The organism is Falsiroseomonas ponticola (assembly GCF_016805305.1).
GTDB lineage: Bacteria > Pseudomonadota > Alphaproteobacteria > Acetobacterales > Acetobacteraceae > Falsiroseomonas > Falsiroseomonas ponticola.
Genome location: NZ_JAERQN010000006.1, coordinates 25419 through 45885, shown reverse-complemented (window position 1 = coordinate 45885; position 20467 = coordinate 25419). Strand labels below are relative to the sequence as shown.

The 20467-nt window shown below is 72.7% G+C and carries 25 protein-coding genes; 10 read left to right on the top strand and 15 right to left on the bottom strand.

The features are described from left to right. Positions 1 to 118 precede the first annotated feature (118 nt). Positions 119 to 1291: a thiolase domain-containing protein gene (locus JJI54_RS17965; RefSeq protein ID WP_203074403.1), complete on the top strand. Its 1173-nt coding sequence runs from the start codon at positions 119 to 121 to the stop codon at positions 1289 to 1291. Positions 1292 to 1296: 5 nt separating this feature from the next. Further along, positions 1297 to 1683 (top strand): Zn-ribbon domain-containing OB-fold protein, encoded by a 387-nt coding sequence (locus tag JJI54_RS17960; protein WP_203074402.1) that lies wholly within the window; start codon positions 1297 to 1299, stop codon positions 1681 to 1683. Positions 1684 to 1689: 6 nt separating this feature from the next. Here JJI54_RS17960 and JJI54_RS17955 read toward each other — a convergent pair whose 3' ends face one another. From JJI54_RS17955 to rfaD, 8 genes are all read right to left on the bottom strand, one after another. Next, positions 1690 to 1956 carry a hypothetical protein gene (locus JJI54_RS17955; protein ID WP_203074401.1) on the bottom strand — a complete coding sequence of 89 codons (267 nt, stop codon included), beginning with the start codon at positions 1954 to 1956 and terminating at the stop codon, positions 1690 to 1692. Positions 1957 to 2066: 110 nt separating this feature from the next. After that, positions 2067 to 2219 (bottom strand): hypothetical protein, encoded by a 153-nt coding sequence (locus JJI54_RS17950; protein ID WP_203074400.1) that lies wholly within the window; start codon positions 2217 to 2219, stop codon positions 2067 to 2069. Continuing rightward, the gene (locus tag JJI54_RS17945; protein ID WP_092961128.1) at positions 2219 to 3151 is read right to left on the bottom strand and encodes a ribose-phosphate pyrophosphokinase; all 933 of its coding nucleotides are present in this window, start codon (positions 3149 to 3151) and stop codon (positions 2219 to 2221) included. The genes JJI54_RS17950 and JJI54_RS17945 overlap by 1 nt, the downstream gene beginning before the upstream one ends. 148 nt (positions 3152 to 3299) lie before the next feature. Continuing rightward, positions 3300 to 4277, bottom strand: a complete 978-nt coding sequence (locus tag JJI54_RS17940) for a hypothetical protein (RefSeq protein WP_203074399.1) — start codon at positions 4275 to 4277, stop codon at positions 3300 to 3302. A gap of 59 nt (positions 4278 to 4336) precedes the next feature. Further along, complete coding sequence (pgeF, locus tag JJI54_RS17935; protein ID WP_203074398.1) at positions 4337 to 5101, bottom strand: peptidoglycan editing factor PgeF; 765 nt, start codon at positions 5099 to 5101, stop codon at positions 4337 to 4339. Next, a complete protein-coding gene (locus JJI54_RS17930) occupies positions 5098 to 6111 on the bottom strand; it encodes a class I SAM-dependent methyltransferase (protein WP_203074397.1) in 1014 nt (337 codons plus the stop codon). The genes pgeF and JJI54_RS17930 overlap by 4 nt, the downstream gene beginning before the upstream one ends. Further along, the gene (gene lgt / locus JJI54_RS17925) at positions 6111 to 6911 is read right to left on the bottom strand and encodes a prolipoprotein diacylglyceryl transferase (protein ID WP_203074396.1); all 801 of its coding nucleotides are present in this window, start codon (positions 6909 to 6911) and stop codon (positions 6111 to 6113) included. Before lgt ends, JJI54_RS17930 begins: the two co-directional genes overlap by 1 nt. A gap of 6 nt (positions 6912 to 6917) precedes the next feature. Beyond that, entirely contained in the window at positions 6918 to 7910 is a 993-nt protein-coding gene (rfaD, locus tag JJI54_RS17920; RefSeq protein ID WP_203074395.1) for an ADP-glyceromanno-heptose 6-epimerase, read from the bottom strand. 177 nt (positions 7911 to 8087) lie between these two features. Here rfaD and JJI54_RS17915 point away from each other — a divergent pair, with 177 nt between their 5' ends. The 5 genes from JJI54_RS17915 to JJI54_RS17895 all read left to right on the top strand — a co-directional run bounded on the left by JJI54_RS17915 (position 8088) and on the right by JJI54_RS17895 (position 11198). Further along, complete coding sequence (locus JJI54_RS17915) at positions 8088 to 8447, top strand: accessory factor UbiK family protein (protein WP_203074394.1); 360 nt, start codon at positions 8088 to 8090, stop codon at positions 8445 to 8447. A 190-nt stretch (positions 8448 to 8637) separates the two neighbouring features. Then, entirely contained in the window at positions 8638 to 9144 is a 507-nt protein-coding gene (locus JJI54_RS17910) for a type III secretion system chaperone family protein (RefSeq protein WP_203074393.1), read from the top strand. A gap of 47 nt (positions 9145 to 9191) precedes the next feature. After that, positions 9192 to 9992, top strand: a complete 801-nt coding sequence (proC, locus tag JJI54_RS17905; RefSeq protein WP_203074392.1) for a pyrroline-5-carboxylate reductase — start codon at positions 9192 to 9194, stop codon at positions 9990 to 9992. Positions 9993 to 9999: 7 nt separating this feature from the next. After that, positions 10000 to 10662 (top strand): TetR family transcriptional regulator, encoded by a 663-nt coding sequence (locus tag JJI54_RS17900; protein ID WP_203074391.1) that lies wholly within the window; start codon positions 10000 to 10002, stop codon positions 10660 to 10662. A gap of 101 nt (positions 10663 to 10763) precedes the next feature. After that, positions 10764 to 11198 carry a phasin family protein gene (locus JJI54_RS17895; RefSeq protein WP_226381888.1) on the top strand — a complete coding sequence of 145 codons (435 nt, stop codon included), beginning with the start codon at positions 10764 to 10766 and terminating at the stop codon, positions 11196 to 11198. A gap of 115 nt (positions 11199 to 11313) precedes the next feature. Here the strand turns inward: JJI54_RS17895 and JJI54_RS17890 are convergent, their stop codons facing one another. Genes JJI54_RS17890 through JJI54_RS17880 form a run of 3 tightly spaced genes read right to left on the bottom strand, consistent with a single transcriptional unit; the run spans position 11314 to position 14431 of the window. Then, positions 11314 to 11724: a cyclophilin-like fold protein gene (locus JJI54_RS17890; RefSeq protein WP_203074390.1), complete on the bottom strand. Its 411-nt coding sequence runs from the start codon at positions 11722 to 11724 to the stop codon at positions 11314 to 11316. An 11-nt stretch (positions 11725 to 11735) separates the two neighbouring features. Continuing rightward, a complete protein-coding gene (locus tag JJI54_RS17885; protein ID WP_226381887.1) occupies positions 11736 to 13970 on the bottom strand; it encodes a xanthine dehydrogenase family protein molybdopterin-binding subunit in 2235 nt (744 codons plus the stop codon). Positions 13971 to 13984: 14 nt separating this feature from the next. Beyond that, complete coding sequence (locus tag JJI54_RS17880; RefSeq protein WP_203074389.1) at positions 13985 to 14431, bottom strand: (2Fe-2S)-binding protein; 447 nt, start codon at positions 14429 to 14431, stop codon at positions 13985 to 13987. Positions 14432 to 14525: 94 nt separating this feature from the next. Here JJI54_RS17880 and JJI54_RS17875 point away from each other — a divergent pair, with 94 nt between their 5' ends. After that, positions 14526 to 15422 carry a LysR family transcriptional regulator gene (locus JJI54_RS17875; protein WP_203074388.1) on the top strand — a complete coding sequence of 299 codons (897 nt, stop codon included), beginning with the start codon at positions 14526 to 14528 and terminating at the stop codon, positions 15420 to 15422. Between the two features lie 6 nt (positions 15423 to 15428). Here JJI54_RS17875 and JJI54_RS17870 read toward each other — a convergent pair whose 3' ends face one another. The 4 genes from JJI54_RS17870 to JJI54_RS17855 form a co-directional block, all read right to left on the bottom strand. Then, positions 15429 to 16328, bottom strand: a complete 900-nt coding sequence (locus JJI54_RS17870) for an FG-GAP repeat domain-containing protein (protein WP_203074387.1) — start codon at positions 16326 to 16328, stop codon at positions 15429 to 15431. A 111-nt stretch (positions 16329 to 16439) separates the two neighbouring features. Next, positions 16440 to 17795 (bottom strand): sensor histidine kinase, encoded by a 1356-nt coding sequence (locus tag JJI54_RS17865; protein WP_203074386.1) that lies wholly within the window; start codon positions 17793 to 17795, stop codon positions 16440 to 16442. Between the two features lie 14 nt (positions 17796 to 17809). After that, positions 17810 to 18520, bottom strand: coding sequence for a response regulator (locus tag JJI54_RS17860; protein WP_203074385.1), 711 nt, complete (start codon positions 18518 to 18520; stop codon positions 17810 to 17812). Next, the gene (locus tag JJI54_RS17855; protein WP_203074384.1) at positions 18517 to 19074 is read right to left on the bottom strand and encodes a MarR family winged helix-turn-helix transcriptional regulator; all 558 of its coding nucleotides are present in this window, start codon (positions 19072 to 19074) and stop codon (positions 18517 to 18519) included. Before JJI54_RS17855 ends, JJI54_RS17860 begins: the two co-directional genes overlap by 4 nt. A 346-nt stretch (positions 19075 to 19420) precedes the next feature. Here JJI54_RS17855 and JJI54_RS17850 point away from each other — a divergent pair, with 346 nt between their 5' ends. Then, on the top strand, positions 19421 to 19945 hold the full coding sequence (locus JJI54_RS17850) for a GNAT family N-acetyltransferase (RefSeq protein ID WP_203074383.1): 525 nt from the start codon (positions 19421 to 19423) through the stop codon (positions 19943 to 19945). 50 nt (positions 19946 to 19995) lie between these two features. Beyond that, the gene (locus JJI54_RS17845) at positions 19996 to 20466 is read left to right on the top strand and encodes a GNAT family N-acetyltransferase (RefSeq protein ID WP_203074382.1); all 471 of its coding nucleotides are present in this window, start codon (positions 19996 to 19998) and stop codon (positions 20464 to 20466) included. The last annotated feature ends 1 nt before the right edge of the window (position 20467 follow it).

Sequence of the window (20467 nt, the reverse complement as noted above, 5' to 3'; positions counted from 1 at the left end):
GTTCCCCATCCAATCCCGCGAAGGGCAGCACAGCCGGACGGCGCCGTGAAGTCCGCCCGTCTTGCCCCCCGCGCCATCCCTTGCCACGGTGCGTCCCAACAGCGTCCGGATATCAGCCATGAGCCTTCGCGGCAGCGCCTGCATCGTCGGCGCCTATGAGCACCCCACCCGCAAGGCGGAGGACAAATCCGTCGCGCAGCTGCACGCCGAGGTCGCCTGGGGCGCGCTGCAGGATGCGGGGCTCTCGAAGGACGATATCGACGGCTATGTCTGCGCGGGCGATGCGCCGGGGCTCGGGCCGCTGTCGATGATCGACTATATGGGGCTCGACCGGTTGCGCTACGCCGACAGCACCGATCTCGGCGGCTGTTCCTACATCGCCCATGTCGCGCATGCCGCGGCGGCCATCAAGCTCGGCCGTGCCAATGTCGTGCTGGTGACGCTGGCCGGGCGGCCGCGCAGCGAGGGCCAGGCGGTCGGCACCGGCGCGCGGGCGCAGAACCCGAACGTGCCGGACGACCAGTTCGAGGTGCCCTTCACCAAGACCACGGGCACCAGCTACGCGCTCTGCGCCATGCGGCACATGCATGAGTACGGCACCACCAGCGAACAGCTGGCCTGGATCAAGGTCGCCGCCAGCCACCACGCCCAGCACAACCCGCACGCCATGCTGAAGAAGGTGGTGACGGTGGAGGATGTGGTGAATTCGCCGATGGTGTCGGACCCGCTGCATCGCCTCGATTGCTGCGTCATCAGCGATGGCGGCGGCGCGCTGATCGTGGCCAGGCCGGAGATCGCGCGCAGCCTGAAGCGACCAATGGTCACGGTGCGCGGCACCGGGGAGACGGCGCAGGGCGAATTCGGCGGCTACCGGGACCTGACGAGCAGCGGCGCCGCGCTGACCGGCGCGCGCGCCTTCGGGGAGGCGGGCGTGACGCCCGACGACATCCAGTACGCGTCGATCTACGACAGCTTCACCATCACCGTGCTGATGCAGCTGGAGGACCTCGGCTTCTGCGCGAAGGGTGACGGAGGAAAATTCGTCAGCGACGGCAACCTCATCAGCGGCGTCGGCAGGCTGCCCTTCAACACGGATGGCGGCGGGCTCTGCAACAACCACCCCGCCAATCGCGGCGGCATGACCAAGGTGATCGAGGCGGTGCGGCAGCTGCGCGGGGAAGCGCATCCCGCCGTGCAGGTGCCGGGCTGCACGCTGGCGCTGGCGCATGGCACGGGCGGGCTGCTCGGCCACCGCCACGGCAGCGCGACCCTCATCCTGGAACGGGAGTGACACCCATGAGCGAGAAGCTCTTCGCCGCCCCCGTCGCGGACCCCACCAGCCAGGCGGTGTGGGAGGCGGCGCGCGAGGGCCGCCTGCTGATCGGGCTCTGCAAGGACACCGGGAAGCACTTCTGGTACCCGCGCGGCGTCTCGCCCTTCACCCTCTCGCCGAATGTCGACCTGGTGGAGGCGAGCGGGGCGGGGACGATCTACAGCTACACCATCCTGCGCGCCGGCGGGCCGGTCTGCGCGGCCTATGTGGAGCTGGCGGAAGGTCCGCGGCTGTTCACCAACATCGTGGATTGCGAGCTGGAGGCGGTGCGCATCGGCGCCATGGTGCGGCTGGTGTTCAAGGCCAGCGAGAATGACGGCGCGCCCGTGCCCTGCTTCACCCTCGCCTGAGCCGCCTCAGAACAGCGAGAGATCCAGCGCCCAGGCCATGATGCCGGCGCCGGCGGCGATGCCGGCGGCGCTGGTGGCGCGGGGCCATTGCATCGGCATCGCGGCCCAGATCCAGATGCCGGCTGCCAGCATCAGCGCGGCCCAGAGCGGCGCTTCCAGCAGCAGGGCGCCGCCGGTGACGAGCGCCGCCAGGATCGTGCGGTTGCGGATGTGGTGGCCTTCATGACGGAACCAGTCGGCAAAGGTAGCCAGCCCGACCACCACCCAATACATCGCGCGATCCCTGAATCCTGGATCGCCGCGTAGCGCATCGCAGGCGCCGGCGTTGCATCACGTCATCGCGCGCCGCGGCAGGCGGCGCGTCCGCGCGAAGCAGGCTTGCGCTACAGGCCCGGTGTGCGCGTCGCTTCCGGCGCCGTGCGGTCCGTGCAGGATTGCGGGCTGGCGCGGCAGGCGGAAGCGGCGCCGCGCGCGATCTGTTCGGTCGTGCAGGCCGACAGCGCCAGCACCGCCAGCAGCAGGGCGAGCGCGCGCATCAGTTGAACAGCGTGGAGACGGAGCTTTCCTCGCTGATGCGCTTCATCGCCTCGGCCAGCAGGGGGGCGATGGTCAGTTGCTTGATGTTGCGGCTGACGCGCACGGCTTCCGTCGCGAGGATGCTGTCCGTGACGATCATGTGCTCGATCGCCGCGGCGCCGACGCGCGCCACCGCGCCGCCGGAGAAGACGCCATGGGTGACATAGACGCTGGCGGATTTCGCGCCGTTCTTCAGCAGCGCTTCCGCCGCGTTGCAGAGCGTGCCGCCGCTATCCACGATGTCGTCCACCAGGATGCAGTGCCGGCCCTCGACCTCGCCGATCACGTTCATCACCTCGGACACGCCGGCGCGGGGGCGGCGCTTGTCGATGATGGCGAGGTCGGTGTGGATGCGCGCCGCGATGGCGCGGGCCCGGACCACGCCGCCGACGTCGGGGGAGACGACCATCAGGTCGCGGCCCGCGAAACGCTCCTGGATGTCGCGCGCGAAGAGGGGGGCGGCGAAGAGGTTGTCCACCGGGATGTCGAAGAAGCCCTGGATCTGGGCGGCGTGCAGATCCATCGTCAGCACGCGGTTGGCGCCGGCGGCGGTGATCAGGTTCGCCACCAGCTTGGCGGAGATCGGCGTGCGGGGGCCCGATTTCCGGTCCTGCCGCGCATAGCCGAAATAGGGGATGACCGCCGTGATGCGCCGCGCGCTGCCGCGCTTCAGCGCGTCCAGCATGATCAGCAGCTCCATCAGGTTGTCATTGGCGGGGTAGCTCGTGGACTGCACCACGAAGACATCCTCGCCGCGGACATTCTCATGGATCTCGCAGAAGATCTCCATATCCGCGAAGCGGCGGACGGAGGCCTGGGTGAGCGGGATGCCCAGCGCCGATGCCACCGCCTCGGCAAGCGGGCGGTTGCTGTTGCAGGCGATGATCTTCATGCGACACGAACCCCGGGGGGAAGGGAGGGTGCCGCGCCGGAAACCCACCGCCGCGACGGGCGGGTTGGTAGCAACGTGACGGTTGGGTGTCCATCGCGGGCCGATGACGCCCATGCATGGCGGCCCCCTCGCCGGGTGAGGGGCCGTGCTAGCGCCGCCGGCGGGGCGGTGCCGCGGCGGGGGTGGCGGCCGCGGGGGTGGCCGTGGGCGGGGCGGCGGGCGCGGCCGGGGTCGCCGGGCGGGCGCCGATGCCGCCGGCATTGAACACCACGTCGCGCACGCCGCCGGCCGCTTCCTCCGCCACCACGAAGGCGACATCGCCCCAGAGGCCGTTCAGCGTGCCGGCCGGCACCTCGTTCAATTGCGCCACGCGGCCGAGGTCCTGGCCATCGCGGCGGGAGACGGTCCAGACGATCTCCACCCGCTGCAGGCCGCGCCCGACCGGCGTCATGGTCACCTCGCCGGAGACGGCGAAATCCGCGCCCTCCGCCTGGTCCTGCACCTGGAAGCCCAGCGCGGCCAGGCTGTCCTTCATCTTCGCCGTCAGGCTGCGGTTGCCATCCCCCGGCGCGCCGCGCACGGGCAGCAGGCGCATGACCGGCGCGCCGGACCCGGCGGCGCGCTCGTCGCCGGTGCGGGCCTGCGCCTCGATGCGGGAGAGCAGGTCGGCCAGGCGGGGCGCGGCTTCCGCGGCGACGCGGCCGAACAGCTGGGCATTGCCATCCGCCCATTCCCGCGCCGGGACCGGCCGGCCCACCAGCATGCCGAGCGCGACGCCATCCCCGTTGGTCAGGGCGAAGCGGGGCGTCACCAGCGCGCCGTCGCGTTCCACGCCGACGATCAGCTGCCAGTCCAGCGGCAGCGCATCCCCGGCCACCGCGGGCACTTCCTGCGCCACCAGCGCATCCGCCATGGCGCGGGCGAAGGCGGCGGAATCCGCATCCGTCAGCATGGTCTGGGCGGAGGGGGGGATCGCCACGCGATAGCCCGGCGGGCGGCGCAGCTGGCGCGCCACCTGGCCCGGCCGGCCCCGGAAGGGCTGCGGCAGGTCGCCGCAGGCGGCCAGCGCCAGGGGCGCCAGCGCGGCGAGAAGGGCGCGCCGGGGGCGCGCGCTAGGCGATGACACAGGAAACCAGCAGGGTCAGCATCATCAGCACCATGAACATGACGACGTAGGGCATGGGATCACCGCGGCAGGGCAATGGCGGAGAGTTGGTGGCCGATCGGCCCGCCGCCAGCCAGGGTGCGGCGCCGATGGCTGAAGAAGCGATCCTCCTCCGCCAGGGTATCGACCATCAGCGCGCCGGCCCGGCCCGCGCCCGCGGCCGCGAGGCGCGCGACGCAATAGCCCGCCAGGTCGAACTGCCAGCGATCCGCCCGCGCGCCATCGGCGAAGAAGCGGGCATCGGCGGCGTCGCGGGCCAGCACCTCCCCGCGCAGATCGGGGCCGACCTCGTAGCTCGCCTGGCCGATGCAGGGGCCGACGGTCGCGGCGATGCGGGCGCGGCGGGCGCCGAGGGCTTCCATGGCCTCGATCGTCGCCTCCAGCACCCCGGCCACGGCGCCGCGCCAGCCCGCATGGGCGGCGCCGATCACGCCGGCCTCCTCATCCGCGAAGAGGACCGGCGCGCAATCCGCGGTGACGACGGAGATGACCTGGCCCGGCCGGTCCGTGACCACGGCATCGGCGCGGGGGCGGGTGGTGTCGTCCCAGGGCGTGCGGCCATCGGCGACGGCCACGCCATGCACCTGGTAGAGGCCGAGCAGGTCGCCGGGGCCGCCCCCCAGCACCGCCGCCGCCGCGGCGCGGTTGCGGCGCACGGCCTCCGCATCATCGGGGGAGGAGAGGGAGCAGTTGAGGGAGGCGAAGGGGCCGGAGGAGACGCCGCCCTGGCGGGTGAAGAAGGCGTGCGGCAGCGGCAGGGGGCCGGTCAGGAAGCCGGGGGTCATGGCGTCTCGAATCCGGGCAGGGGGAGGAGGGCAGGGTCGCAGAGGGCGAGGGCCTTGAACAGGCGGCCCATCCCCTCCGCCGCCACCAGGCGTTCGGCGCCGCTCAGGATATCGCCGGCGAGCCGCGGGCGGGACTGCGCGAGCATGGCGGCGCGGGTCATGAGGCCGAGGCGCTGGAGGAAGAGCCCCTGCGGCAGCGGGCCCTGCGCGGCCGCGCCCGCTTCCCACGCCACGGCGGCGAGGGCGGCGAAATCGACATGGGCGGTCAGGTCCACCGTGCCGGGATCGGCGAGCGGGTCGAGGCCGCCGCGCTGGGCGGCGACGGCCTGCAGGCTCTCCCCCAGGCAGGATTCCGCCGGGCCGTAGTCGATGAACAGCGCCGCGCCGCCCTGGGTGGCGAGCCGCGCGGCGAGGGCGCGGATGATGGCCTCGGCCGCGTCGGAAACCTCCCGCACCGCGCCTTCCGGCGCCTCGGCGGGCCAGCGCGGCGGGGTGTCGGCGGGGCGTTCGACGAAGGCGCCGGCCTCGACATGGCGCTCGGCCCAGCCATCGCCGCGGCGGACGAATTGCCGGATCGGCAGGGCATCGAGGAATTCATTGGCCAGCAGCAGCATCGGGCCGGGCGGCAGGGTGGAGAGGTCGTCATGCCAGGCGGCGACGGCATCGCCCAGCGCGCGGCGCTGCGCCTGCCGCAGCGCGGGGGAGGTCTCCACCAGGTGCAGGCGCAGCGCGGCGCGGAAGGCGGGGGCGACGTCGCCGGCGGCGCGCAGCGCATCGGCCATCAGCGTGCCGCGGCCGGGGCCGCATTCCACCAGCAGCACGGAATCGGGGCTGCCCATCCTCTCCCACACCACGGCGGCCCAGGCGCCCAGCACCTCCCCGAAGGCCTGGCTGATCTCGGGCGCGGTGGTGAAGTCGCCGCCCCGGCCGAAGGGCGTCGCGGGGCGGGCGTAATAGGCCGCGACCGCGCGCGCCATGAAGCGGTCGAGGCGCTCCATCCCCTCAGCCATCAGACTGCCGCGGCGCGGCGTGACCGGGCGATGAGGAACAGCCCGGCCGCGATCATCGGCAGCGACAGCAGCTGCCCCATGGTGGCGCCGGCGAAGAGGAAGCCGAGATGGGCATCGGGCTGGCGGAAGAACTCGCCCAGGAAGCGCGCCACGCCATAGCCGGCCAGGAAGGTGCCGGTCAGGAAGCCCGGCCGGTCCCGCAGCGCGGTCTGGCGGACCAGCGCCTGCAGCAGGATGAACAGGACGATGCCCTCCATCCCCGCCTGGTAGAGCTGGCTCGGGTGACGCGGGTCCGGCCCGCCGGTCGGGAAGACCATGGCCCAGGGCACGTCGGAGACGCGGCCCCAGAGCTCGCCATTGATGAAGTTGGCCAGCCGCCCGAAGAACAGGCCGATCGGCACCACCGGCGCGATGCGGTCCCCGAAGGCCAGCGGGTTGAGGCCCTGGCGGCGGCAGAACCACAGCGCCGCGACGATGACGCCGAGCATGCCGCCATGGAAGGACATGCCGCCCTGCCAGACATACAGCGCCTCATGCGGCGCGGTCAGGTAGTAGCCGGGGCGGTAGAACAGCACGTAGCCGAGCCGCCCGCCCAGGATGACGCCGAGCGTCGCCCAGGTGACGAAATCATCCACCTGTTCCTGGCTGGCGACGCGCGGCGCCAGCGCGACCATGCGCCGCGCCAGCATCCAGCCCAGCACGATGCCGGCGATATAGGCCAGCGCGTACCAGCGCAGCGCGAAGGGCCCGATCTCGACCAGCACGGGGTCGATCATCGGGAAGGGGATCGCGAAGAACATCCGGCCTCAGCGATGCGGATCGGGTGACAGGAGGAAATCGCGGACGTAGCGGCCGACGCCGTCCTCCAGCGAGGTCGCGGGCCGGTCGAAGCCCGCCGCGCGCAGCTTCGCCATCGGCGCTTCCGTGAAATACTGGTACTTGCCGCGGAGGTCGGCGGGCATGTCGATGAACTCGATCCGCTCCTGCTCCCCCATCCCCGCGAACATGGCGCGCACCAGGTCGAGGAAGCTGCGCGCCTGGCCGGAGCCCACATTGAACAGCCCGCTGGCCTGCGGGTTGTCCAGCAGCCAGAGCATGGCGGCGACGCAGTCATCCACATGGACGAAGTCGCGCTTCTGCTCCCCATCCGCGACGCCGTCGCGGTCCGAGCGGAACAGGCGGGCGGGGGCGCCGCCGCGGGCCTCGTGGAACTTGTGGAAGACGACGCTGGCCATCCGGCCCTTGTGGTATTCGTTGGGGCCATACACGTTGAAAAAGCGCAGCCCCGCCCATTGCGGGGGCGCGGGCACGCCACGCTCCAGCATATCCGCCACGCGGCGGTCGAAGGCGAGCTTCGACCAGCCATAGAGGTTGAGCGGCCGGAGCGCGGCGAGGGCGGCCGGCGCATCGTCATCCGCGAAGCCCTGCGCGCCATCGCCATAGGTGGCGGCGGAGGAGGCGTAGATCAGCGGCACGCCACGTTCCGCGCAGACGGCCCAGAGCCAGAGCGGCAGGGTGAAGTTGGTGGCGGCCACCAGGTCGCCATCGGTGGCGGTGGTGGCGCTGATGGCGCCCATGTGGAAGACCGCTTCCACCTCCGGGTCCTCGGACCAGAAATCCTCCAGCTCCTCCGGCGGCAGGATGCCGGCGATCGGGTGCTTGGCGATGTTGCGCCACTTCTCCCGCCCCGGATCGCCCTGGCGGAGGCGATCCACCACCATGACTTCCTCCCCCCGGTCACAGAGGGCGGCGACAAGGTTGGAGCCGATGAAACCGGCGCCACCCGTGACCAGATACATCGGCGGTTGTCCTCTCGCCTCGCGGCTTGATCGATGGGCCCGGGCACGGCATGGCCCCGTGCCGGGGCGCGGTTGGGGCCGCGCACGCGGGCGGGTATAGGCCGTGGCTTCGGGGTGCGTATAGGCCGCGATGACGCGCGCGGGACAGAAGCGGTTTCACCGGTTGGGAGTGTCGTGATGAGCAGCGGAACAGGGTCGGCGGGTGGTTCGGCCGGGGGGCCTGGCGGCGGCAAGCGGGGGCTGTTCGACGACCTGGCCGGCATGGCGGGCGGCGCCTTCAGCGTGCTGGCCGGCGCCCGGCAGGAAGCCGAGGCGATGGGCCGCGCGCAGCTGGATGCCATGGTGCAGCGCCTGGACCTGGTGAAGCGGGAGGATCTGGACGCGGCGCTGGAAGTGGCGCGGCGGGCGCGGGAGCAGGCCGAGGCGCTGGAGGCCCGGGTGGTGGCGCTGGAAGCGCGGCTGGCGGAGATCGAGGCGCGGACCGCCCGCACCCACCCGCCGGAGAGCGATCCCGTCGGCACGCCGAGCGGCGACTGAGGGCGGGGTTCCCGGCCGCGGCGAAACCGCCATGGCCGGATTCGTCCACAACTCTTTGGCAGGCTTCGCGGAACCCATGCTTGCAGCCGCGTTTTGCGGTTGCGTAATCTACCCCTTGTGGCGATTCGGGGTGTCCTACCCCCTACACCTTGGGGGTCGGGTTTCCCGGTCGGGCGAAGGAGGTGCCGCGATGTCCGCCTATCTCGGTTACGAGGAACGCGACCGGTCCGCGAACCCCCTCGACGTGCTGGAGCAGATCGTCGCGGCCAATGAATGGGCCTTCGAACGCCGCTCCGACGCCGAAATGGCCGCGGAAGCGCCGGGCAAGTGGTGCGACTACGGGCTGTACTTCTCCTGGTCGCATGAGATCAGCGCCATGCATTTCTCCTGCACCTTCGACATGAAGGTGCCGGCGGGCAAGCGGGAGCGGCTGTTCGAGCTGCTGGCCCTGGCGAATGAGAAGCTGTGGATCGGCCATTTCGGCATCGACAGCGACGATGGCGTGCCGGTCTTCCGCCATTCCGTGCTGCTGCGCGGCGCGCCCGGCGCCTCCGCGGAGAGCCTGGAGGACATGGTCGATATCGCCATCACGGAATGCGAGCGCTTCTTCCCGGCCTTCCAGTTCGTCCTCTGGGGCGGCAAGGCGCCGGCGGATGCGCTGCAGGCGGCGATGCTGGACTGCGTGGGAGAGGCCTGAGCGCCGGACCCTTGCCGGCCGGGATGGGGTGGGGGAGTAATTCCCCCATGACCGATACCCTTCCCCCCCTTCTCCTCATCGGCTGCGGCAAGATGGGCGGCGCCATGCTGGCCGGCTGGCGGGAACGCGGCCTCGGGGAGACGATCATCGTCGATCCCTTCGCCACCGGCCCCTTCCCGGGCGCGACGCTGCTGCGGGACGCCGCCGAGATCCCGGCGGGCTTCGCCCCCGCCGCCGTGATCCTGGCCACCAAGCCGCAGGAGGCGCCGGCGACGCTGCCGCTGCATGCGCGCTTCGCGGGGTCGGCCGTCTTCGTCTCCATCATGGCGGGCAAGACCGTCGCCTTCATGCAGGGGCTGCTGGGCGCCGGCGCCGCGGTGGTGCGCGCCATGCCGAACACGCCGGCCGCGGTGCGGCAGGGCTTCACCGTCGCCTATGCCGCGCCCGCCGTCTCCGCCGCCCAGCGCGCGCTGGCCGACACGCTGCTGGGCGCGACCGGGGAGATCGCCTGGGTGGAGGAGGAAGGGCTGCTCGACCCCGTCACGGCGGTCTCCGGCGGCGGCCCGGCCTATGTCTTCCTGCTGGCCGAATTGCTGGAACGCGCGGCGGTGGAGCAGGGCATCCCGGCCGATCTCGCCCGGCGCATGGCCCGCAGCACCGTGGCCGGATCGGGCGCGCTGCTGGCGGCGAGCACGGAGGATGCGGCGCAGCTGCGCAAGAACGTGACCAGCCCCAAGGGCACGACGGAGCGCGCCCTGGCCGTGCTGATGGAGGAAGCGGCCTGGCCCGCCCACATCTCCCGCGCCATCGCGGCCGCCACGGCGCGGTCACGCGAACTCGCGGGCTAGATTCCCATTGGCGAGCGCGCCCGGCGCCCCCACCATCATCAGCATGGACACGCCCGGCACCCCTGACCCCCGTCTTCTCGATGGCCTCTTCGCCGTGATCGCGGATCATGGCTGGCGGGGCGTCACCCTCGGCCGGCTGGCCACCGCCTCCGGCATCCGGGCCGGGGAGCTGGCGCGGCGCTTTCCCTCCCGCCTCGACCTGCTGCGCCTGCATGCGGACCATGTCGCGGATACCGTCGCGACCGGCACGGTGCCGGGGCAGGGCGGCACGCCGCGGGACCGGGTCTTCGACGTGCTGATGCGCGGCGTGGATGCGCTGGTGCCGCACCGCGCGGGCATGCTGCGCCTGGCCAACGACATGTGGACGGACCCGGTGCTGGCCGTCGCCATGGGGCCCGTGCTGCACCGGACCATGAAGCGCTTCCTGGATGCGGCGGAACTCGATTCGACCGGGGTGCAGGGCAACCTGCGCGCTGCCGGGCTGACCGGCGTCTGGTTCGCCACCATCCGCGCCTGGTCGAAGGACGAGACGACGGACATGGCCGCCACCATGGCGGCGCTGGACAAGGCGCTGGACCGGGCGGAGCAGACGGCGCGCAGCCTGAACCTGGAAGCGGGCGACCTGGCGCCGCCGCCGCCGGGCGAAGCCTCCCCGGACGCCTTCACCTGACCTTCACCGGCTTTTTTGTGCACTGCACAAAAAACGCTGTTACACCCACGGCGTGTGGATTATAGAGCCGCCCATCGAACCAATTGTGAGGAGCGCGTCCCATGTCCGATCGCTTTGGCATGAAGCCCGACGAGATGATGAAGATGCTGGCGGAGTTCCGCCTGCCCGCGATGCCGGACCTGGAGGGCCTGGCCCAGGCCCAGCGCCGCAACCTGGAGGCGCTGTCCGCCGCCAACCGCGTGGCGCTGGAGGGTGCGCAGGCCGTCGCCCGCCGCCACATGGAGATCATGCAGGCCTCCATGGCCGAGATGACGGACGCGATGCGCGCCATGGCGGGCAATGAGAGCCCGCAGGCCCGCGCCGCCCGCCAGGCGGAGCTGCTGAAGGCCGCCTATGAGAAGGCGGTGGCGAACATGAAGGAGGTCGCCGACCTCATCCAGAACAGCAATGCCGAGGCGCTGGGCCTGCTGAACAAGCGCTTCGCCGAGGCGATGGACGAGGTGAAGTCCCTCGTCGCCAAGGGCGCGGGGAAGTAACCTTCGCCAAGGGCGCGGGGAAGTAACCTTCGCCAAGGGCGCGGGGAAGCAACCTTCGCCAAGGGCGCGGGGAAGCAATCCTCGCGGGCCTGTCCCCGGACAGGCCCCCGCGCGGTCAGGCCGCGACCTCGATCGTGGCGGCGATGGTCCCGGGCCGGGACAGCGCCGCCAGGTCGCCCTCGATCCGGCCGAGCCGGACCAGCCCGGCCGAATAGCCGAAGTCGCGGTGGAAGATCGCGAGGTTGCCCCAGGGGGCGTAGTAGGCGATGTCGCCGGGCCGCGGGTCATGCCCCGCCGGCGCACCGGTGAGCGTAAGGCGCCGCGGCAGGTCGCTGATCTTCTCGGTCGCCGCATGGTCGCGCAGCGTCAGCGCCAGGGGCAGCAGCGAAGCGAAGTCCCGCGCCGTCGCGTGATCGTCGAGCCGCGCCGGAAGGACCACGCGCCCCAGCCGCAGCCGGATCACCGCGCCGCCCTGTGCCCGGGCGGCGGCTGGCAGGGCCGCCAGCGCCGCCACCACCTTGGCCATGGCCCGCCGCCTCATGCCGCGCCCAGGCGAGTCCTGGCGAAGGGCAGGCTGCGCACCCGCTGGCCCGTCAGCGCCGCCACGGCATTCGCCACCGCCGGCGGCACGCCGGGCAGGCCGGGCTCCCCGATCCCACCCATCGGCGCGCCGCTTTCGATGATCCGCACATGCACCTTCGGCATCCGCCCGGGCGGCAGGATGGGGTAGCCATCGAAGTTGCGGGCCTGCGGCGCCCCGTTCTCATACACCACCTCCTCCAGCAGGGCGGAGGAGAGGCCGAGCGCCACGGCGGAGTTCACCTGCGCCTCGATGATGGCGGGGTTGACGATGCGGCCGGGGTCGATCGCCACCCAGACGTCATGCACCACCACCTCGCCGTCCCGGATCGAGGCCTCGGCGATGGTCGCGACCTCGCTGCCGAAGGGGGAGGCCATGGCGACGCCCCGGGCGCGGCGCGTGCCGTCCGCCGCGGTATAGGGCCCGCGCCGCCAGCCGCCCGACAAGGCGCCCACGGCTTCCAGCAGCGCGCGATGGCGCGGCGCATTCGCCAGCAGGCGGAGCCGCAGGGCGAAGGGGTCCTGGCCCCCGGCCTCCGCGACCTCATCGAGGAAGCTTTCGTAGAAGAAGTCGTTCATGGAATGGCCGACGGAGCGCCAGAAGCCGATCACGGCGGGGTCGGCCAGCGGCACCTGCACCACCTGGCGGTTCGGGATGGCGTAGGGCTTGCCGGCGATACCCTCCACGGCGGAGGGATCCGCGGCACCCGGCGGGGCGCCGAACCAGCGGCCGACCGGGCCTTCCCCCACCGCCTGCGCCGCCAGCGCGACGGGCAGGCCCTGCGCGTCCAGCCCCGCGCGGAAGCGCGCCAGCCCCATCGGGCGCAGCGCGTCGCGCAGGAACTCCTCCTCCCGGCTCCAGATCACCTTCACCGGGCGGCCAGTGGCCCTGGCCAGGGCGATGGCCTGCGGGAAGGGGCTGGCGCCGGTGTAGAGGAAGTGGCGGCCGAAGAAGCCGCCGAGGATCGGGGAGTGGATGCGCACCTGGTCCGGCGCGATTCCCGCCACCGCGGCGGCGGCGGCCTGAAACATCTCCGGCGCCTGGTTGGGCAGCCAGAGGTCGAGCGTGCCATCCCCGTTCACCCGCGCCAGGGCGGAAGGGGGCTCCAGCTGGCCATGGGCCAGGTAGGGGGCGTCATAGGTCGCCTCCACCAGGCGGGCGGCGCCGCGCAGCGCGGCCTCCGCATCGCCTTCGGCTTCCGCCGGCAGAAGGGGCGCGGTCGCGGCGGCCAGGGCGGCGTGGCGGCCGGCGGAGGAGAAATCGGCCGGCAGCGCATGGGCGGTGCCGGGGGCGGCGGGCGTCCAGGTGACCTCCAGCGCCTCCACCGCGCGGCGGGCGCGCCACCAGCGGTCGGCGAGGACGGCGACGGCGCCGGGCAGGCGGTGGATGGAATGCACCCCCGGCATGGCGCGGACCGCGCCCTCATTCGCGATGGCGCCGGGTTCCGCGCCCAGCCGCGGCGCGTGCTGGATGGCGGCCTGGAGCATGCCTTCCACCGCCAGGTCGATGGCGTAGCTGGCCTTGCCCGTGGACTTCTCCCGCACATCCAGCCGGGCGACGGGCTTGCCGATCCAGCGGAACGCATCGGCGGCACGCAGCGGCGCCTCCGCCGGCACGGGCAGGGCCGCGGCGGCCTCGGCCAGCGCGCCGTAATCCAGCACGCGGCCGGTGGCGGCGTGCAGCACCTGGCCCGGCCGGGTGGAGAGGCTGTCCGCCGGCACGCCGAGCCGCGCGGCGGCGGCCTGCAGCAGCATCAGCCGCGCCGCCGCGCCCAGCCGGCGCATGGCGTCGTAGCTGGACCGGACGGAGAAGCTGCCGCCGGTGAAGCGCATGCCGCCGATCAGCGCGTAGTCCGGGCCGGGCGGCGCGCATTCCACCGTGAAGCGGGCGGGGTCGATGTCCAGCTCCTCCCCCACGATCTGCGCCAGCGCGGTGGCGACGCCCTGGCCGCCCTCCACGAAGGGGCTCTTGAGCAGCACGGAGCCGTCGGCGCGGATCGCGAGGAAGGCGGGCACGCGGGTGCCGGGGGTGATGGCGGGCGCGGCCGCCTGGGCGCGGGCGGCGCCGCGCGGCAGCGCCGCCGCCAGCACCAGCGCGCCGGCGGCGCCCAGCAGGCCGCGGCGGGAAAGGTTGGCGGGGCGCCCATCGGCGGGAAGGCGGGGCAGGCGGCCCATCGGGATCATGCCGTCCATGGTCGTGCGTCCCCTCAGCCCTGGGCGGCCTGCCGCACGGCGGCGGCGATCGCGTTGTAGGTGCCGCAGCGGCAGAGATTGGTCATGGCGCCGGCGATGTCCTCCTCGCTCGGGGCTGGCGTCTGCTTCAGCAGCGCCGTCGCGGCCATCACCTGGCCGGACTGGCAGTAGCCGCATTGCGGCACCTGGATGCCGACCCAGGCCTCCACCACCTTGCGGCCGACGGGGTCGGCCTCGATCGCCTCGATGGTCGTGACGGGCAGGCCCGCGACGCTGTCCACCGGCGTCACGCAGGATCGCGTCGCCTGGCCATCCACCAGCACCGTGCAGGCCCCGCATTGCGCGGCGCCGCAGCCATACTTGGTGCCGGTCAGGCCGAGTTCGTCACGCAGGACCCAGAGCAGGGGCGTGTCGGCCTCGGCCTCCACGCGGCGGGTCGTGCCGTTGATGATCAGGTCCATGGTGCCAATCCCCGGAATGCTGCGCTGCGACATGGCGCTGGCCGCGCAACGTGATTAGGGCGTATTGTCCGCATGAACCGTGAAGCGGGGCTTCATGATCCCGGGTGCCACCCTGAACGACCTGCAGGCCTTCGCCGCCGTGGCCCAGGCGCGCAGCTTCACCCGCGCGGCGGCGCGGCTCGGCGTCTCGCCCTCCGCGCTCAGCCAGACGATCCGGGGGCTGGAGGCGCGGCTCGGGCTGCGGCTGCTGGCCCGCACCACGCGCAGCGTCGCGCCGACCGAGGCGGGGGAGCGGCTGCTGCGCACCCTCGGCCCGGCCTTCGAGGAGATCGCGGCCACGCTGGCCGCGCTCGGCGAATTGCGGGACCGGCCATCGGGCACCATCCGCATCACGACGGCGGCGCATGCGGCGGAGACCATCCTGTGGCCGGCGCTGGAGGCGCTGCTGCCCGCCCATCCCGCCGTGACGGTGGAGGTGCATGTCGATGACGCGCTGACCGACCTGGTCGCGGGGCGCTACGATGCCGGCATCCGGCTCGGGGAGCTGGTGGACCGGGACATGGTGTCGGTGCGGATCGGGCCGCCGCTGCGCCTGGCGGTGGTGGGCTCGCCCGCCTATTTCGCGGCGCATCCGCCGCCGCGGCTGCCGCAGGACCTGGCGGCGCATGCCTGCGTGAACATCCGCCTGCCGACGCTCGGCGCCCTCTATGCCTGGGAGTTCGAGAAGGATGGGCGGCCGCTGCGGGTCCAGGTCGCGGGCCCGCTGGTGGTGAACAGCGGCGCGCCGCTGCGGCGCGCGGCGCTGGCGGGCCTCGGCCTGGTCTGCACCTTCGAGGATGTGGTGGCGGCGGATGTGGCGGCGGGGCGGCTGGTGCGGGTGCTGGAGGATTGGTCCCCGCCCTTTCCGGGCTACCACCTCTACTACCCCAGCCGCCGCCAGCTGACCCCCGCCTTCAGCCTGCTGGTGGAGGCGCTGCGCTGGCGGGGGTGAGGCGCTTCAGATGTCGAGGATGTTCCAGCTGCTCCCCGGATTGCCGAGGTAGCCGCCGCCGATGACGGCGGTGCCGTTCATCAGCCAGAGCACGACGCCGCCATCGCTGCCGCGCCACATCAGGTCGTCCCGCCCATCGCCGTTGTAGTCATCGGTGTGATCGACGTTCCAGGCATTGCCGGGATTGCCGACGAGGCCGCCGCCCGCGACGCTGGTGCCGTTCATGTACCAGAGGACGACGCTGCCATCCGTGCCACGCCACAGGATGTCGTCGCGTCCATCGCCGTTGAAGTCGCCGGTCGCCTGGATCCGCCAGTCGGGGCCCGGGTTGGTGACCAGGCCGCCACCCGTGACCGCGCCGCCGTCCATCGTCCAGATCGCGACCGAGCTGTCGGTGTGGCGCCACAGGATGTCGGCGCGCCCGTCCCCGTTGAAGTCGCCGGCGCCCGCGATCTGCCAGGCGGTTCCGGGATTGCCCACGAAGCCACCGCCGACCACGCGCCCGGCCTCGATCGTCCAGACCGCCACGCCGCCATCGGTGTTGCGCCACAGGAGGTCATCCTGGCCGTTGCGGTTGAAGTCCGCGGTCAGGCTGATCGTCCAGTCCAGCGACACCGCGCCCAGCAAGCCGCCGGACCCGAAGCCGGCGAAGGCGCCGCCCAGCAAGCCCCGGATCTCGACCGACCCGTCCACCCGGCGGCCGACGATGTCGTCCTGCCCATCGCCGTTGAAGTCGCCGGTCATCAGCGGCGTGAAGAAGTTGCCGGTCTGGATCAGCCCGGTCACCGGGTTGCCGGTACCGAGCACCGACGCACCATCCATGAACCACTGGATGACGGTACCCCTGGGCCCCCACCAGACCACGTCTTCGATGACGGGAAGGCCGGTCCGGCTGGCGAGCGACATGGTCGATGAAGTCCCTGGATGATCCGGTCGTTACGATTTGGTCACCCATGGCGGCCCGATGCGCATGCGTCAACCGGCCGATGCCGTACGCCGTTCACGCTGGCGTGAGGTTCAGACCGGCAGCCGGACCCGCGCGCGCAACCCGCCGAGGGGGCTGTCCTCCAGCACGATGTCGCCGCCATGGGCGCGCGCGATGTCCCGCGCGATGGCCAGCCCAAGCCCGGTGCCACCCGCCGACAGGGTGGCAAACGGACGAAAGGCTTCCTCCCGCTGCGCCTCCGGGATGCCCGGCCCGTCGTCATCCACCGTCACCTGCGCCCAGCCGCCGGCATCGGCCCGCGGCAGCGCCGCCACCCCCACCGCGATGCGCCGCGCATGCTTGCGGGCATTGTCCAGCAGGTTGGCCAGGCAGCGCCGCAGCGCATCCGGCCGCAGCGAGACGACGAGTTCCGCCGGCGCCTCCACCGCCACCTCCGCCCCGTCCCGCCGCGCCTTCTGCGCGACGTCGCGGACGATGCCGGCAAGGTCCGTGGGCTTGGCCTGCTCCTGCCCCTCGCCGCGGGCGAAGGCGAGGTAGGAGGCGACCATGCGCTCCATCTCCTCCACGTCTTCGGTCAGCGCGGCGATGTCCTCCTCCTCCTCCTCCGTCCGCGGCAGGACGGCGAGGCCGAGGCGCATGCGGGTGAGGGGGGTGCGCAGGTCGTGGCTGATGCCGGCCAGCATGTCCGTGCGCTGGGCGACGAAGCGGCGGATGCGTTCCTGCATGCGGTTGAAGGCGGCCGCGGCTTGGCGGACCTCCGCCGCGCCTTCCGGCTTCATGGGACCGATGTCGCGGCCGAGCCCGAAGGCCTCCGCCGCGCCGGCCAGGCGGCGGATGGCGCGCACCTGGTTCTTCATGAACAGCGCGGCGACGCCGAACAGCAGGAGTGACGAGCCGACCAGCCAGATGAAGAACAGGTAGAGCGTGCCGGTGAAGAGCCGCTTGCGCGGCGCCTCCACATGCAGGACGCCATCGGGCAGCTGGATGCGGATGATCACGCTGCGGCGGTCGGACTGCCAGTCGGCGTCGAAGGGCCGGCGGACGCGCTCCGCCATCGCATGGGCCAGATCCTCCTCCAGCGGCAGCAGGGGGAGGGAGGCGCCGCGATCGGGCGTGCGGCCCAGCGTCGCCCCCGCCTCGAACGCCATGCCGAGGTCGAGCCGCCAGGCGCTTTCGCGGAACAGCCAGGCGCGCTCCTCGGCCTCCGGGTGGCGCTGCATCTGCTCGATCACCATGCCGATCTCGCCGGCCACGCCGCTGGCGAGGCGGCGGGAGATGACGTCGAGATGCCCGCCATAGAAGAGCTGCAGCGCGACGCCCTGCAGGATCAGCAGCGGCAGCAGGATGATCAGCAGCGACCGGCCCAGCAGGCCGCGCGGCACCAGGGCGCGGAAGGCGCGGCCGAGCAGCGCGCCGGGGCGGGCCATCAGGCCGCCACCCGTCAGAGCCCCGGCCGCAGCACGTAGCCGCGGTGGCGCACCGTCTGCACGAAGCGCGGCTCCCGCGGGTCGGGCTCGATCTTGCGGCGCAGCCGCGTCACCTGCACGTCGATGGCGCGTTCGCCGGCTTCCGGCGTGCCGAGCGCGGCGGCGATCTCCTCCCGGCTCAGCACCTCGTTCGGGCGCTGGGCGAGGGCCAGCAGCAGGGATTGCTCGCCCCCGGTCAGCCGCACCACGCCTTCCGGCCCGCGGAGTTCGGCGCGCTGCGGGTCGAACCAGCGGCTGCCGATCTGGATCGGCCCGGCGGTCGATTCGGGCGGCGGCGGGGGCGGGGCGGCGCGGCGCAGGATGGTGCGGATGCGCAGCGCCAGCTCCCGCGGGTCGAAGGGCTTCGCCAGATAGTCATCGACGCCGGTCTCGAACCCCGCCACGCGGTCATCCGGCGCGCCACGGGCGGTCAGCATCAGGATCGGCACTTCCGGCCCGTCCCGGCGGAGGCTTTCCGTCAATTCGAGGCCGCTCTCCCCCGGCATCATCACGTCCAGCACCATCAGGTCGAAGCTGACGGCGGCCAGCGCCCGGCGGGCGGCGGCGGCATCGGCGGCGGCGGTGACGCGGAAGCCCTGTTCCGCCAGGAAGCGCTGCAACAGGGCGCGCAGCCTGGCATCGTCATCCACGACCAGCAGATGGGGGGCGTCGGCGGTGGCGCTCATCGCGGGGGCTCGGACTCCAATCTCTCCAGGCAGGCGCGGGCATCGGGGCCCATCAATCCGCGCATGACGCGCCGGAAGCCTTCCACCGCCTGGGGCCCGGCCTCGCGATAGGCGCGCATCACCGTGTCCCGCTGCCGTTCGAAGAGCTGGCGTTCCAGCGCGGCACCCTTCTCGGTCAGCGACAGCAGGCGCTGCCGGCGGTCGCTGCGGCCGGGGCTCTGCGTGACGAATCCATCCTCCACCAGCGGCGTCAGCACGCGGCCGAGCGACTGCTTGGTGATGCCGAGGATGCCGAGCAGGTCGCCCACCGTGATGCCGGGGCGGCGGCCGACGAAATGCAGCACGCGGTGATGCGCGCGCCCCATGTCGAGCTCCGCCAGGATGGCATCCGCGCCGGCGGTGAAGTCGCGATAGCCGAAGAACAGGAGGTCCTGCGCCAGGCGCAGCTCCTCCTCCCGCAGGAAGAGCAGGTTGCGCCCGGCGGGCGGCGCGGCGCCCCCCCCGGGGTTCCCCTCCGGCGAACCGCGTGCGGCGATCTCAGGATCCAGCGGCATGGGTGTTCTGCGTCCCCCTCGGCCCCGCTATCCGGCCGGGGGCCGCCCGGCCCCCGCCGTGTGCCCCGAGTCCGTCGCGTGGTGTTCGCCGCAGGATATAGGGCATGCCCGGCGTGGGGAGTAGCGATGCAGCGCCGGGCAGGCCGCCGCGATCCTTCCCCCAATGGGAACGCGGATCGGGGTTGCAGCCCGCGCGGGGCAGCGCAAGACGTGATGCATAGGGGCCTTCACATCCGGACCAATTCCAGCGATGGTGTTAACGATTGCGTGAGGCCACACCCATGGCGGGAGCACTCATGCACCACCGGCCCATGAGCCGCCGGCAGTCGCGAGGGAAAAGGGCGGCATGGCGTTGAGACTGCGGAGCGCGCGAGGCAGCGACGCTCCCGTGATCGCGGAGTTGCATATCGCCTCCTGGCGCGATGCGTATCGGGGGATTCTATCGCAGGAATTCCTCGATACTGGGATCGAGGGAGAGTTCAACGCCCATTGGGCCACCACGCTCAGCGGCCGCCGCCGGGCCGGGGCGGTGATCGTCGCCATGGCGGGGCGCCACCTGGCGGGCTTCGTGGCCGCCTGGCGGGAAGGCGTGAACTGCCACGTGGACAATCTTCATGTCCGTCCGGGCATGCGGAATGCGGGCATCGGCCGCGCGCTGCTGGGTTTCGCGGCCCAGCGTTTGCAAGACCAGGGGGCGGTCTCCGCCGATCTCTGGGTCATCGCCGCGAACCAGGGGGCGATGCGCTTCTACCTGTCGCTGGGCGCGGAGGTGGAGGCGCCGACGACGCGGGTGACCTTCGGCCAGACGGTCACGGAACGCCGCCTCTACTGGCCGGGCATCACCAACCTCATCGCCGCCTGCGCGCGGTGAGCGGGCGCCCGGTGGTCCTGCGGCCCGCCGGGCCGGCGGATGCCGGGGCCATGGCCGGGCTGATCGCGCGGTCCTGGCAGGATGCCTATCGCGCGCTGCTGCCGGCGCCGGCCCTGGCCGGGATGCCGGCCCGGGCGCTGGCGGAATGGCAGGCGCTGCTGGCCGCGCCGCCGCCCGGCATCGTGCTGCTGGCGGAGGAGCCGCCCGCGCTGCTCGGCCTTGCCGCCATCCGGCTGCGGGGCGAGGAAGCCTATCTCGACAGCCTGCATGTGGCGCCGGAGGGGCGCGGCGCCGGGATCGGCCGCCGGCTGCTTGCCGAGGCCATGCGCCAGGCGATCGCCGCCGGGGCGCGGCGCGGCGCGCTGCGGGTGATCGAGGGCCATGAGGGCGCGATCCGCTTCTACACGCGCCTCGGCGCCCGGCGCGGCAGCCTGGAGGATGGGGAGGCCGCGGGTCATCCCGTGCGGCTCTGGCGCCTGCATTTCGACGACCTGCCGGCCCTGGTCCGCGCGGCGGGCTGAC